Source organism: Belnapia sp. F-4-1, from assembly GCF_000802185.1.
Lineage (GTDB): Bacteria > Pseudomonadota > Alphaproteobacteria > Acetobacterales > Acetobacteraceae > Belnapia.
Window position 1 is genome coordinate 3,389,704 of record NZ_KN676113.1, and the last position, 13,571, is coordinate 3,403,274.

Here is a 13,571-nt window from a genome sequence, read left to right on the forward strand (position 1 = left end):
GCAGGAGGCGCGGATATGGAGAACCAGTCTGTGCTGGCGGTGCGGGAGGCGTTGTGGATGGCGCTGCAGCTGGCCGGTCCGCCCCTGCTGGCGATGCTGGCGGTTGGGCTGGTGGTGTCCGTCTTCCAGGCGCTGACGCAGGTGCAGGAGGCGACGCTGGCCTTCTTGCCGAAGCTCGTGGTGCTTGGGCTGGTGGCGCTGCTGCTCGGGCCGGCCATGGCCGGGGCGATGCGAGGATATGCGGCGTCGCTTTTCGACCGGATGATCGCGGTCGGCGGGCAGCCCTGATGGTGGAGGCGCTCCCCGCGCTGGCGTTCCAGGCAATGCTGTTGGTGGCGAGGCTCGGCGGGGCAGTGCTGCTGTTGCCCGGGCTCGGCGAGCAGGACGTGCCTGCCAGCATCCGGCTTGCCCTGCTGCTGGCCTTGGTTGCGGTGCTGCTTCCCGTACTGGCGCCCGGGCTGCCACCGCTGCCGGCGGAACTGCCGGAGCTTCTGCGCCTGATGCTAACGGAAACGGCGATCGGGTTGTGGCTCGGCATGCTGGCGCGGCTGGTCGCGCTGGCGCTCGGCCAGGCGGGGCAAGTGGTGGGGTTGATGATTGGTCTAGCTAGTCCCCTGCAGACAGACCCGATGCTGGGCGCGCAGTCCTTAGCGACGGGGCGGTTGTTCACCTTGCTGGCGGCGTTGCTGGTCTTGTCCACGGGGCTGTATGCGGTGCCCTTGCGGGCCCTGGCGGAAAGTTACACGGCGTTGCCGCCGGGGGCGCCCTTGCCGCTGGGGCGGAGTGCGGAGTCGGTGGCGCAGGCGGTGGCCGAGAGCCTAGCCCTGGCCTTGCGCCTGGCCGGGCCACTGGTGCTGGCGGCCATGCTCGGGAATTTCGCGCTTGGCTTGCTCGCGCGGCTGGCACCCCAGGTGCAGGTGTTCACCGTCGCAGCGCCGGGGCAAATCCTGGGCGGGCTGTTGTTGCTCGGCCTCTTGCTGCCGGCGCTGGTCGCGGCGTGGCTGGGGGCCGCCACCACTTCGCTCGCCTTGGCGTACTAGGCGATGGCAGAGGGGGAAGCGGCATCCGCGGAGGACCGGACAGAAGCTCCGACGCAACGGCGGCTGGATCGGGCACGGGATGAGGGGCAGTCAGCCCTTTCGCGGGAGGTGGTTGGTTTCGCCACCTTGCTGGCCGGGACGCTGGCCGGGTTCCTGACCTTGCCACCGCTCGGTGCGGAGTGGCTGCGGCTGATGCGGGCCTTGCTGGAGATGCCGGGGGAAGGGGCGGTGCTGGCGCCGGCCTTGCTGCGGCAATCGGCGCTGACCCTCCTGCCGGTGCTGGGTTTGGTGGCGCTGGCGGGGATGCTGGCGAGCCTGGCGCAAACCGGAATGGTGATGCGAGCGGAAGCCTTGGCGCCGCAGTTGAGTCGGCTCAACCCGGCGGCGGCGCTGAAGCGCTTGCTCGGGCCGGATGGGCTGGCGGAGTTGGCGCGAACCCTGATGAAGCTGGCACTGGTCGGGGCGGCCGTCTGGCATGCCGTCGACCTGTCGATGCTGCAGATGCTGCTGCACCTGCCTGCCACGATGCTCCTCGACGAGGTCGGGCGAGGGAGCTTGCGGCTGCTGGTGGCGGCGCTCTTCGCCCTCGGGGCACTCGCCTTGCTCGATTTGCTGTGGGTGCGCTGGCGGCACCTGCGGCGAATGCGGATGAGCCGCGAAGAACTGCGGCAAGAGTACCGAGAGAGCGAAGGCGACCCGCATATCAAGGCCCGGTTGCGGCAACTGCGGGAGCAGCGGGCGCGCCGGCGGATGCTGGCGGCGGTGCCCAAAGCAACGGTTGTCGTAACGAACCCAACTCATTACGCTATCGCGCTGTCTTATGCGCCGGGTCAGGCCTCGGCGCCGAAGCTGGTGGCGAAAGGGGTGGATGCCATGGCGGCACGGATCCGGGCTGCGGCAACCGAGCATGGCGTGCCGATCGTTGAGAACCCACCGCTTGCCCGGGCACTCTGGCGGCAGGAAGTGGATAGCGAAATTCCGGCCGAGCATTGGCAGGCGGTAGCCGAGATCATCGCCTATGTCTGGCGGCTGCAGGGGCAACGTCATGGCTAAGTCCCCGACGGCCTTGCGGGCGGCGTTCCGGACCCTTTTCGAAGCGGCACCAGAAGGGCTGGCGCTGCTTGATGCCCGGGGGAGGGTTATCGAGGCGAATCCGGCATTCGGCCGGATGGCCGGGCCGGGGGCAAAGCCCGGACATGCGGCGACCGGCTTGCTGGCGGCGGTGGACCGGCCGGCCCTGGCGGCGCTGCTGGCAGGGGCCGGGCCGGCGAGCCTGCAGGCCTCACCGACCGGGAGTGGCGAGGCCGAATGGACCGTCACCGTCAAGCCCCTGCCGGATGGGCAGAAGCTGCTGCGAGTCGCCGACCACGGCGCCAAGCGGCGGACCGAGGCGCGGCTGGCGGCCGCCGGACGGCTGGAGCTGCTCGGTCGGCTCACCGGCGGGGTCGTGCACGACATGAACAACCTGCTGGCGGCCATTCGCGGCAGTGCCGATGCCATGCGAGCCGAGGGCTTGGCGCCGCCGGTCCTGGCGGAATTACAGGAGATCGAGGATGCGGCGCAGCGCGGTTCGGCGCTGATCGGCCAGCTGCTGGCCTTCATCCGGCCGGGGCAGGCGGCACCCGGCCAGCTGGAGCTCGATGCGGCAATCGAGGCGCTCGCGCCGATGCTGCGGCGTCTGCTGGGGGTGGGGGTGCGGCTGGACCTTACCCTGCACGCGCCCGGGGCGAAGGTGAGGTTGGCGGCAGTGCAGCTCGACCAGCTGGTGCTGAACCTTGCGGTGAATGCGGGAGAGGCGATGCCGGAGGGGGGCAGCCTCGACATCACCACGCGGCTGGAGGCGGGCGAGGTGGTGCTGGCGGTGCGGGATACCGGGCGGGGAATTTTGCCCGAGGCGATGCCGCGGCTGTTCGAGCCCTTCTTCACCACACGGGCGGCGTCGGGTGGCACCGGGCTCGGCCTGGCGACGGTGCAGGATATCGTCGCCGGTGCCGGCGGGCGGATTGCGGTGGAGAGCAAGCCGGGTCAAGGGGCCTGTTTCCTGATCCACCTGCCCTGTTGCGAAGTGGTCGAGCCGCGGCCGGCATCGGTGGTGCAGGGGCCGGTGCTGCTGGTGGAGGATGAGGCGGTGCTGCGGCGGCTCGCCGAGCGGGTGCTTGGCCGGGCCGGGTATACCCTGATGCTCGCCGAGCATGCCGAGGCTGCGCTCGACCTGCTCGAGCGGGCGCCGGCGCCAGGAGTGCTGGTGAGCGACATCGCCTTGCCAGGAATGGACGGGCTGGCGCTGGCGCGGCGGCTGCGCGCGCGATGGCCGGACCTGCCGGTGGTTCTCACCTCCGGCTATGCCGCGCTACAGGCGGATCTGGCGGCGGAAGGCTTCCAGTTGCTGGCGAAGCCTTACACGCCTGCGGAGCTGACATCGGCCCTGGCGGCGGCCCGGCGGGAGCCGGTTGCAGCATGAAGGTGTTTTCCAAATGTTCTTGTTTTCCGGTGGCGCCGAGCCCATACTTTGACAGTGCCATTGCGAGGCGATGGTTTTAGTTACGATCCTGTTTCATTCTCAGCTCCTTGCGTGTAGTTTGGGCGGGTGAACGGGGCCAGGACGGGATAGCCAGGATGGATAAGGGAAAGGCGCTCGACGCCGCGCTCAGCCAGATCGAACGGGCCTTCGGCAAGGGGTCCATCATGAAGATGGGCGCCCGCCAGGCGCTGGACGGTGAGATCGAGGTGATCTCGACGGGCTCGCTTGGCCTCGACATCGCGCTCGGCATCGGCGGTGTGCCGAAGGGCCGCATCATCGAGATCTATGGGCCGGAAAGCTCGGGCAAGACTACGCTCGCGCTGCACATGATCGCCGAGGCCCAGAAAAAGGGCGGCACTTGCGCCTTCATCGATGCCGAGCATGCACTCGATCCGGGCTATGCAAAGAAGCTCGGCGTCGATATCGACAACCTGCTGATCAGCCAGCCGGATGCCGGCGAGCAGGCGCTCGAGATCTGCGACACGCTGGTGCGCTCCGGCGCGATCGACGTGCTGGTGGTCGACAGCGTGGCCGCGCTGGTGCCGCGGGCGGAGCTCGAGGGCGAGATGGGCGACAGCCATGTCGGCCTGCATGCCCGGCTCATGTCCCAGGCGCTGCGCAAGCTGACGGGCACCGTCTCCCGCTCGAACTGCCTGCTGATCTTCCTGAACCAGATCCGGCTCAAGATCGGCGTCATGTTCGGCAACCCGGAGACGACGACGGGCGGCAACGCGCTGAAATTCTATGCCTCGATCCGCATGGAAATCCGCCGCATCGGCGCCATCAAGGACCGGGAGAGCGTGGTCGGCAACCAGACCCGGGTGAAGGTGGTGAAGAACAAGATGGCGCCGCCGTTCCGGCAGGTCGAGTTCGACATCATGTATGGCGAGGGGATCTCCAAGGTCGGCGAGCTGGTTGATCTCGGCGTGAAGGCCGGCGTGGTCGAGAAGTCGGGCGCCTGGTTCAGCGCCGAGGGCCAGCGGATCGGCCAGGGGCGGGAGAATGCCAAGCAGTTCCTCCGCGACAACCCGGCCATGGGCGCCGGCATCGAGGCCAAGGTGCGGGCGCAGGCCGGCATCGTCGCCAATGCCATGCTGACGGGCGAAAGCGAGTCGGCCGAGAGCGAGGACGAGGCGGCGCCGGCCGAGTAAGCCGGCGCCTCTCGACGCCTCCTGCCCTGCGCGGTAGGAGGCGTCGAGGCCCCGCGGCCGGGATGCGGCGGGGCGGAAGACAGGACCGGCACCGGCGATGACCAGCAGCAACGATATCCGCGCGACCTTCCTCGGCTATTTCGGCCGCAACGGGCATCAGGTGGTCGAAAGCTCGCCTCTGGTGCCGCGGAACGACCCGACGCTGATGTTCGCCAACAGCGGCATGGTGCAGTTCAAGAATGTCTTCACGGGGCAGGAGAAACGACCCTACAGCCGGGCGACGACGGCGCAGAAATGCGTCCGCGCGGGCGGCAAGCACAACGACCTGGACAATGTCGGCTATACGGCCCGGCACCATACCTTCTTCGAGATGCTGGGGAATTTCTCCTTCGGCGACTATTTCAAGGAACAGGCGATCGCCCATGCCTGGGAACTGCTGACCCGGGACTTCGGCCTGCCGAAGGACAAGTTGCTGGTCACGGTCTTTTCCGAGGATGAGCAGGCGCCGGTCTATTGGAAGAAGATCGCCGGGCTGCCGGACAGCCGGATCATCCGTATCCCGACCAGCGACAATTTCTGGCGCATGGGGGATACGGGGCCCTGCGGGCCGTGCTCCGAGATCTTCTATGACCATGGGGAGCATATCCCGGGCGGACCGCCGGGCTCGCCGGACGAGGATGGCGACCGGTTCATCGAGATCTGGAATCTCGTGTTCATGCAGTTCGAGGAGGGACCGCCCGGCACCCGCGTGCCGCTGCCGCGGCCCTCGATCGATACCGGCATGGGGTTGGAACGGTTTGCCGCGATCCTCCAGGGCAAGCACGACAATTATGATACGGATACGCTCCGGGCACTGATCCTCGCCTCGGCCGAGGCGACCGGCCAAAACCCTGACGGCCGGTGGAAGACCAGCCATCGCGTGGTTGCGGACCATCTGCGGGCCGGCACCTTTCTGATGGCCGATGGCGTCATGCCCTCCAACGAGGGGCGAGGCTATGTGCTGCGGCGCATCCTGCGACGGGCGATGCGGCATGCGCATATGATGGGCTCGCGGGAGCCGCTGCTGAACCAGCTCGTGCCGGCGCTGATCCGGCAGATGGGCGCGGCCTATCCGGAAATCGTGCGGGCCGAGGCGCTGGTCACTGAGACCTTCAAGCTGGAGGAGACGCGCTTCCGCAACCTGCTTGAGCGCGGGCTCGGCCTTCTGGCCGATGAGAGCGGCAAGCTCGGCGAGGGCGGCGTGCTGTCGGGCGAGGTGGCGTTCCGGCTGTATGACACCTACGGCTTCCCGCTCGACCTGACGCAGGATGCGCTGCGGGCGGAGGGGCGCGGCGTCGATGTCGCCGGCTTCGAGGCGGCGATGGCGGAGCAGCGCCGGCGGGCACGGGCGGCCTGGGCCGGCAGCGGCGAGGCGGCGACGGATGCCGTCTGGTTCGACATCAAGGAGCGGGTTGGGGCGAGCGAGTTCCTCGGCTACAGCACGGAGTCCGCCGAGGGCGAGATCCTGGCCGTCATCGCGGATGGCAAGGCCGTCGAGAGTGCCGGGCCGGGGGCGGAGGTCGCCGTGGTGCTGAACCAGACGCCCTTCTATGCCGAGAGCGGCGGGCAGGTGGGCGATGCCGGGCTGATCTCGGCGGGCGAGGCCTGCCGGATCGTGGTGCGGGATACGCAGAAGAAGCTCGGCGACTTCTTCGTCCATTACGGCACCGTCGCGCATGGTGAGGCGCGGGCGGGGCTGGCGGTGCTGGCGGAGGTCGATCATGGGCGGCGGGGGGCGATCCGCGCGCATCACAGCGCGACGCACCTGCTGCATGAGGCGCTGCGGCGGCGGCTCGGCAGTCATGTGGCGCAGAAGGGCTCGCTCAATGCGCCGGACCGGCTGCGTTTCGACGTCTCCCAGCCGACGCCGATGACGGCGGAGGACATCGCCTGGGCCGAGGCGGAGGTGAATTCCCGCATCCGCGAGAATGCCGAAGTGACGACGCGGTTGATGACGCCGGAGCAGGCGGTCGGCGTCGGGGCCATGGCGCTGTTCGGCGAGAAGTATGGCGACGAGGTGCGGGTCGTCGGCATGGGGCATGATCCGGCGGCCACCGAGAAGCAGGGCGTCTATTCGCTTGAGCTGTGTGGCGGCACACATGTGCGGCGGACGGGCGATATTGGCTTGTTCAAGATTGTTTCCGAGGGCGCAGTTTCGGCCGGCGTGCGGCGGGTCGAGGCCGTGACGGGCGAGGCGGCGCTGGCGCTCGTCGAGGATCAGGCGCGGCAGTTGACCGAGACGGCGCAGGCGCTGCGCGTGGCCCCGGCCGAGGTGCCGGCCCGGGTCGCGGCCCTGGTCGAGGAGCGGCGGCGGCTGGAACGCGAGGTCAGCGAGCTGCGGAAGAAGCTGGCGACGGGTGGCGCGGCGGCGGAGGCGGAGAGCATCGGCGGGCTTCGCGTGGCGCTGCGCAATCTTGGCGACATCCCGGCGCGCGACCTGAAGGGCGTGGCGGAGGCCATTCTCAAGGGCGGCACGGCGGATGTGGCGGCGCTGGTCTCCACCGCGGAGGGCAAGGCGAGCATCGTCGTCGGGCTCGGCGAGGCGGCGCGGGGCAAGGCGGACGCTGTCGCCCTGGTGCGTGCGGCGAGCGCGGCGGCGGGCGGCAAGGGCGGCGGCGGCCGGCCAGAGATGGCGCAGGCGGGCGGGCCGGATGCGGCGCTGGCCGATGCGGCTCTGGAGGCCGTCAGGGCGGCGCTCGTGGCCGCCTGACCGGCACCGCTCAGCTGCGCAGGGCCTCGCGGACTACGGAGCGGAATTCGCGGCGGTAGAGCTCGCGCATGACCAGGAGGCTGGCCAGGATCAACGCCAGCGGGTGGAGGATCCAGGCCAGCGCCGCCAGGCCGAAATAGTAGGCACGCAGCCCGCTGTTGAAGTGGCCGGCGGCGCGGTTGGCGACCTTGGCGGCCATCTCGGCGTGGTGCGCCTGGCCGGGGTCCTGCGGGTCCTGCGAGATGCCGCCCATGACGATCGAGCAGTAATTGAACTGCCGGAGCGCCCAGGTCAGCTCGAAGAAGGCGCGGACGAAGATCAGCAGCAGCAGGGCGATCTTCATCTCCCAGGCTGCCGGGTCGGGCGCGGTGGCGAAGGGCAGGGCGCCGAAGACCCGGGCGCCAAGCTCTGGGCTGCCCAGCATCGCCACGAGGCCGCCCAGGATGAAGATGGCGGTGTTGGCGAGGAAGCTGGTGCTGTTCATCAGGTTGCCGACGATGTTCGTATCCATGATGCGGTTGTCCCGCGTCGCCATCACGCGCATCCAGCGCCGGCGGTGCTCGTCCATCGCCGCGATGACGCTGCGCCGGCGGAGCGCCGGGTGGCGGTCCACCAGTGTGGAGTAGATGGCCCAGCTGGCGGCGAAGACGCCGAAGGCCAGCCAGTCGAGCAGGGTCAGTGAATGCATGCGGCCGGTATAGCGCAAAAAAAGGGCGGGCCGTTGCGGGCCCGCCCTCCTTCCGTGGCAGCGGCTGGGCTCAGCCCATCGCCTTCTTCAGGTTCTCGTCGAGCTTCGAGAGGAAGGCCTGGGTGCTCAGATAGGGCTGGTCCTTACCGATGAGAATGGCAAGGTCCTTGGTCATGGAGCCGCTCTCGACGGTCTGGATGCAGACCTTCTCCAGCGTCTCGGCGAAGGCCGTGACGTCCGGCGTGTTGTCGAACTTGCCGCGGTAGGCGAGTCCACGGGTCCAGGCGAAGATCGAGGCGATCGGGTTGGTGCTGGTTTCGCGGCCCTTCTGGTGCTCGCGGTAGTGGCGCGTCACCGTGCCGTGGGCGGCCTCGGACTCGACGGTGTTGCCGTCGGGCGAGAGCAGCACGGAGGTCATCAGGCCAAGCGAGCCGAAGCCCTGGGCCACGATGTCGGACTGCACGTCGCCGTCGTAGTTCTTGCAGGCCCAGATATAGCCACCTTCCCACTTGAGCGCGGAGGCGACCATGTCGTCGATCAGCCGGTCCTCGTAGGTCAGGCCGCGCTTCTCGAACTCCGCCTTGAACTCGGCGTCGTAGATGCCGCGGAAGATGTCCTTGAAGTTGCCGTCATAGGCCTTGAGGATCGTGTTCTTGTGGCTGAAGTAGACCGAATAGTTGCGCGCCAGGCCGTAGTTGAAGCTGGCGCGGGCGAAGCCCTCGATCGACTTGTTCAGGTTGTGGATCATCATGGCCACGCCGCCATTGGCCGGCATGACGAACTCGCCGATCTCCTGCGGCTGGCCGCCCTCGGGCGTGAAGGTCATCGTCACCTTGCCGGCGCCCGGCACCTTCATCTCGACCGAGCGGTAGATGTCGCCATAGGCATGGCGGCCGACAACGATCGGCTTCGACCAGTGCGGCACCAGGCGCGGCACGTTGGAGCAGATGATCGGCTCGCGGAAGATGGTGCCGTCGAGGATGTTGCGGATGGTGCCGTTCGGCGACTTCCACATCTTCTTGAGGCCGAACTCGGCGACGCGTGCCTCGTCCGGGGTGATGGTCGCGCACTTCACGCCGACGCCGTACTGTTTGATGGCGTTGGCGGCGTCGACCGTCACCTGGTCGTCGGTCTGGTCGCGGTACTCGATGCCGAGGTCGTAGTACTTCAGATCCACGTCCAGGTAGGGGAGGATCAGCTTCTCCTTGATGAACCCCCAGATGATGCGGGTCATCTCGTCGCCGTCGAGCTCGACGACGGGGGTCTTTACCTGGATCTTTGCCATGCCTGTCCTCGATGGTCTCCCGCATGGGGCGCCCGGGGCGCCGCGGGGGTTGGGGCGGCGGGAACATCGCACCCGGCCCGGTCGCGGGCAAGCCCATCGGAAGCCGGCGTGTTTGGTTCGAGAACGACACACTTGATGGTAGTGGCGGTTTCGTGTTTAGTCGCGCCTGACGTGTCGAAGGCCGCAGAGACGTCGCGGGGCGGTAGAATGCTCCTGCTTCTGTTGGTCCGGTGAAAACCCGGGCCCGCTTCGGCTGTTCCAAGGGCCGGCGTCCGGCCTGATCCTCTGGCTGAGGGTACGCCGCATGCTTGATCAAAGCCAGGGCCGCAGCACAATCGCCTTCCAGCCCGGCCGGGAGGTCGCCGCCATGCCAAACAACCAAGCCTCGCTCGCCGCCCTCTACGGCCCCGTCCTGGCCGGGCTCTGCGCCGAGGAGTTGCGGGAGCGTCATCCGCGCATCCAGGCGGCCGCGGCAGCCGGGGATTTCCGCACCCTGCTGTCCGAAGCCCATGCGCTGCGCGGCGTCGCCGCCAATTTCGGCCTTGGCGTGCTCGCCGAGGATTTGTTGACGGTGGAAATGGCCGCGCGGCAGCAAGATTTAGGCGGGCTGCATGGCGCCCTCGGCCGGTTGCCGGGCGAGGTGGCGAAGGCCCTGGCGGCCCTTGGCCAGGGTTGATCAATAGACTAGCGCTGCGCTCAGCCCGTGCCGCGCGCCGGCGCGGGCTAAGGTGCCGTCAACCTTGGCGATGGTGAGGAAGCCGTTCACCTCGGCCAGCCAGGGCGCATCCCCCCGCGGCACGGCATAGGCGTAGAGCGCCTCGCCGAAGCGGTCCGGCGGCTCGATCACCCGCGCCCAGTCATGCACTGATACCATGCGGCGGGTATAGGCGAAGTCGCTCATGAAGACGTCGGCGCGGCCTGCCTGGACCTCCGACTCGCGAGTGCGGGGCGGGCGGACGACGAGCAGCTCGGCCGCCTTGAGGCTGCGGCGCATCAGCGGCTCCATCAACGTGCCGGCGGCGACGGCGACCACCGTGCCGACCGCGTCGATATCCTCCCAGCGGGTGATGCGGTTGCTTTCCCGCGTCGTCACCGCATGGACGGCGCTGGTCATGTAGGGCTTGGAGAAGGCAACGCGCTGCTGCCGGGCGGCGGAAATGCCGACGCCCATCATGGCGATGTCGCAGGCGCCGGCCTCGATCTTGTCCATGAACTCGGCGAAATTCGTCTCGATGAAGCGCGGCTGGACCAGCAGGCGGTTGGCGAGCGCCCGCGCCATGTCGATGTCGAGCCCTTCCAGCTCGCTGTTGCGCGGGTTGCGGTAGCTGATGGCGAAGTAGTCGGGCCAGATGCAGATGGCGAGTTCGCCCCGGCTGCGGATGAGGGAGAGACGGTCGGGCGCGGCCGGCGGCTCGGCCGGCCAGGCGGGAGGGGCCTGGGGGGCCGCCACGGGCGGACGGGCGGCCGGGCGGTTCGCTGCCTGGCCGAGGGCTGCATTCATCTCGATAAACCATACCAATGGTGCAATAAGGGATGCGGCAATGCACCCTTTTGCAAAATTGGACGCCTTCATCCGCCGGTCCCTTCGTCTTGGCGCTCCCAAGCCGGCGGAGCCGCGGCCGTGGTTGCTGTTCGGTGCGGCGGTGGCCCTGGTCGCCGCCTGCCTGGTGGTGATTTACGGCATCGTCCTCCGGCGGGGCCAGCAGGATGCGTTGACCGAGGCCGAGAAGCTGACGCAGAGCGTCGCTGCCGCACTGTCCGACCAACTCACCCGCGCGACCCAGACCGTGGAGCTGATTCTCAACGACCTGGCGGAGAACCCGCGTGAGCCAGGTCCGGCGGTCTTTGCCGAGACCATGGCGAACCGGCTGCGCGACCTGGCGCAGATCCGTGCCCTGGTGGTGACCGATGCCGCCGGGCGGGTAACCCAGGCGACGGTCGATTCCCTGCGCGAATTGACGGTCGGCGAGCGCGAGTGGTTCCGCGTGCTGCGCTTCGGCGGCCAGCCGATCCGCCTCGGGGCGCCGGAGGCAGGGCGCTATCTCGGCACCGGCAGCGCGGCGCTCCTCGAGAGCCGGCTTTGGACCATCCCGCTCGCCCGGGCGCTGCGCTCGCCACGCGGGGAATTCGAAGGGGCGGCTGTCGCGCTGCTGAACCCCGACTACTTCAACGGCGTCTCGCGCCGCTATGCCGAGGCCTTCGGCGTCACCGTGCGGCTGCACTCGACCAGCGGGCAGCTCCTCACCCGCTCGGATGGCAGCACCCAGGGCGTCGGGCAGCTCCATTCCAGCGCCTGGCTGTTCCGCGACTTCCTGCCGCGGCGGGAGCTCGGCACCTTCCAGGGGCTGGACCAGGACGGCAAGCCGGTAATCGCCAGCTTCGCGGTGACGCGGCAGGGCAGCTTCGTCGTCGAGGTGGCCCGCGCCCGGTCGGACGCCTTCGCGGCGCTGCGCCAGCTCGGGCTGGTGCTCGGTGGCGGCGTGGGGGCGGCGGCGGTCGCCACGCTGGCGGCGCTCTGGATGATGGTTCGGCTGGCCGAGAAGCTGCAGCGCCAAGGCAGCCGGTTGGCGCGGAGCGAGCAGGAGGCCGTCGCCGCCAGCCGGGCGAAGGAGGACTTCCTCGCCGCCATGAGCCATGAGATCCGCACGCCGATGAACGGCGTCATCGGCATGTCCGGCCTGCTGCTGGATACGGAGCTCGACCCGGTGCAGCGGCGCTACGCGCAGACCATCGCCGGCTCGGCCGAACACCTGCTGATGGTGCTGAACGACATCCTCGACTTCTCGAAGCTCGAGGCGGGGATGATGGAGCGCGAGGAGGTGCCCTTCGCCATCGAGACAGAGCTGTCCACCATCGTCGAACTCTTCGCGCCGAAGGCTGCGGCCAATGGGGTGGAGCTGGTTTGCTCGCTCTCGCCCAGCATGCCGGCGCGGGTGGTGGGAGACCCCGGCCGGTTCCGCCAGCTGCTGTTCAACCTGGTCGGCAATGCGGTGAAATTCACCGAATCCGGCTGGATCGAGCTGGGGCTCTCGGCGGAGCGGGAGGAAGAGGGGTGGCGGCTCTCCTGCCGGGTCAGCGATACCGGGATCGGGCTGGACCCGGAGACGATTCCGCTGCTCTTCGAGCGCTTCACCCAGGCGGATGCCTCGATCAGCCGGAAATACGGCGGGACGGGGCTGGGGCTGGCCATCTGCCGCAAGCTGGTGGAGGGGATGGGGGGCAGCATCGGCGCGGCGCAACGGCCGGGCGGGGGCAGCGTCTTCCGCTTCGACCTGCTGGTGGGCATGGCGCCGGAGCAGACGGGGGAGGCGCGGGAGTCGCGGCCGCTCGCCGGCAAGCGGGTGCTGGTAGTCGATGACCTGGCGCTCAACCGCGAAATCCTGACGCGGCAGCTGATGGTCCTCGGTGCCGAATCCGCCGCCGTGGAGACGGGGCAGGCGGCGCTGGCCGCGCTGGAGGAAGGGCGCGCCGCCGGCCGGCCCTTCGCGGCCGTGGTGGTGGATGCCGATCTGCCGGGCGAGGAGGGGCAGGAGTTGGCGCGGCGCATCCGGGCTGCGGCGGGCGAGGCGCGGCTGGCGATCATCCTCTGCGCCAGCGCCGGCGAGGCGCTGCGCGACCCGCCGCCGCCCGGGCTGGTGGAGGCGGTGCTGCTGAAGCCGGCCCTGCCGGGGCGATTCCGCGAGGCGCTGGCGCAGGCGCTGGGCGGGGCGGAGACGGCGCGGCCAGCCCCGGTAGCGGTCCTTGCCGCGGAAGCGCTGGGGCTGAAGGCGTTGCTGGTGGAGGACAATGCCACCAACCAGCTCGTCATGCGGACCATCCTGCAGCGCGCCGGTTGCGATGTGGAGGTGGCACCGGACGGGGCCGAGGCGGTGGCGGCGGCACGGCGCGAGCTGTTCGACGTGATCCTGATGGACCTGCAAATGCCGGTGATGGATGGGCTGGAAGCGACGCGGCAGATCCGTCGCAGCACTGGGCCGAACCGGCGGACCAAAATCATCGGGCTGACGGCGGCCGTCGGCCCGGTCTTCGAGCAGCAATGCCGGGATGCCGGGATGGACGAGTATCTCGGCAAGCCGGTGCAGCGGGCGACGCTGCTGGCCATGCTGGGGCTCATCGAGCCGGCACGGCCAGCCTGAG

Annotated in this window: 11 protein-coding genes; 8 read left to right on the forward strand and 3 right to left on the reverse strand. The window is 69.2% G+C overall.

Annotation, left to right across the window (positions count from 1 at the left end; translation table 11 throughout):
• Window positions 1-15: 15 nt before the first annotated feature.
• From LH62_RS32410 to alaS, 6 genes are all read left to right on the forward strand, one after another.
• Window positions 16-288, forward strand: coding sequence for a flagellar biosynthetic protein FliQ (locus tag LH62_RS32410; protein WP_043362935.1), 273 nt, complete (start codon window positions 16-18; stop codon window positions 286-288).
• Window positions 288-1,040, forward strand: coding sequence for a flagellar biosynthetic protein FliR (locus LH62_RS16075; RefSeq protein ID WP_043362937.1), 753 nt, complete (start codon window positions 288-290; stop codon window positions 1,038-1,040). Before LH62_RS32410 ends, LH62_RS16075 begins: the two co-directional genes overlap by 1 nt.
• A gap of 3 nt (window positions 1,041-1,043) precedes the next feature.
• Complete coding sequence (locus LH62_RS16080) at window positions 1,044-2,093, forward strand: flagellar biosynthesis protein FlhB (RefSeq protein ID WP_043362940.1); 1,050 nt, start codon at window positions 1,044-1,046, stop codon at window positions 2,091-2,093.
• Window positions 2,086-3,501, forward strand: a complete 1,416-nt coding sequence (locus LH62_RS16085) for an ATP-binding protein (RefSeq protein WP_160299843.1) — start codon at window positions 2,086-2,088, stop codon at window positions 3,499-3,501. Before LH62_RS16080 ends, LH62_RS16085 begins: the two co-directional genes overlap by 8 nt.
• A gap of 155 nt (window positions 3,502-3,656) precedes the next feature.
• Window positions 3,657-4,712, forward strand: coding sequence for a recombinase RecA (gene recA, locus LH62_RS16090; RefSeq protein ID WP_043362941.1), 1,056 nt, complete (start codon window positions 3,657-3,659; stop codon window positions 4,710-4,712).
• 97 nt (window positions 4,713-4,809) lie between these two features.
• Window positions 4,810-7,461, forward strand: coding sequence for an alanine--tRNA ligase (alaS, locus tag LH62_RS16095; protein ID WP_043362943.1), 2,652 nt, complete (start codon window positions 4,810-4,812; stop codon window positions 7,459-7,461).
• A gap of 10 nt (window positions 7,462-7,471) precedes the next feature.
• Here alaS and LH62_RS16100 read toward each other — a convergent pair whose 3' ends face one another.
• Entirely contained in the window at window positions 7,472-8,149 is a 678-nt protein-coding gene (locus LH62_RS16100; RefSeq protein WP_043365952.1) for a DUF599 domain-containing protein, read from the reverse strand.
• Window positions 8,150-8,219: 70 nt separating this feature from the next.
• A complete protein-coding gene (locus LH62_RS16105; protein WP_043362945.1) occupies window positions 8,220-9,434 on the reverse strand; it encodes an NADP-dependent isocitrate dehydrogenase in 1,215 nt (404 codons plus the stop codon).
• Between the two features lie 304 nt (window positions 9,435-9,738).
• On the opposite strand from LH62_RS16105, the gene LH62_RS16110 reads away from it, so the two are divergent.
• On the forward strand, window positions 9,739-10,110 hold the full coding sequence (locus tag LH62_RS16110) for an Hpt domain-containing protein (RefSeq protein WP_043362947.1): 372 nt from the start codon (window positions 9,739-9,741) through the stop codon (window positions 10,108-10,110).
• Here the strand turns inward: LH62_RS16110 and LH62_RS16115 are convergent, their stop codons facing one another.
• On the reverse strand, window positions 10,111-10,935 hold the full coding sequence (locus LH62_RS16115; RefSeq protein ID WP_052214574.1) for a transporter substrate-binding domain-containing protein: 825 nt from the start codon (window positions 10,933-10,935) through the stop codon (window positions 10,111-10,113).
• A 124-nt stretch (window positions 10,936-11,059) separates the two neighbouring features.
• Here LH62_RS16115 and LH62_RS28480 point away from each other — a divergent pair, with 124 nt between their 5' ends.
• Window positions 11,060-13,570, forward strand: a complete 2,511-nt coding sequence (locus tag LH62_RS28480; protein ID WP_052214575.1) for a response regulator — start codon at window positions 11,060-11,062, stop codon at window positions 13,568-13,570.
• The last annotated feature ends 1 nt before the right edge of the window (window position 13,571 follow it).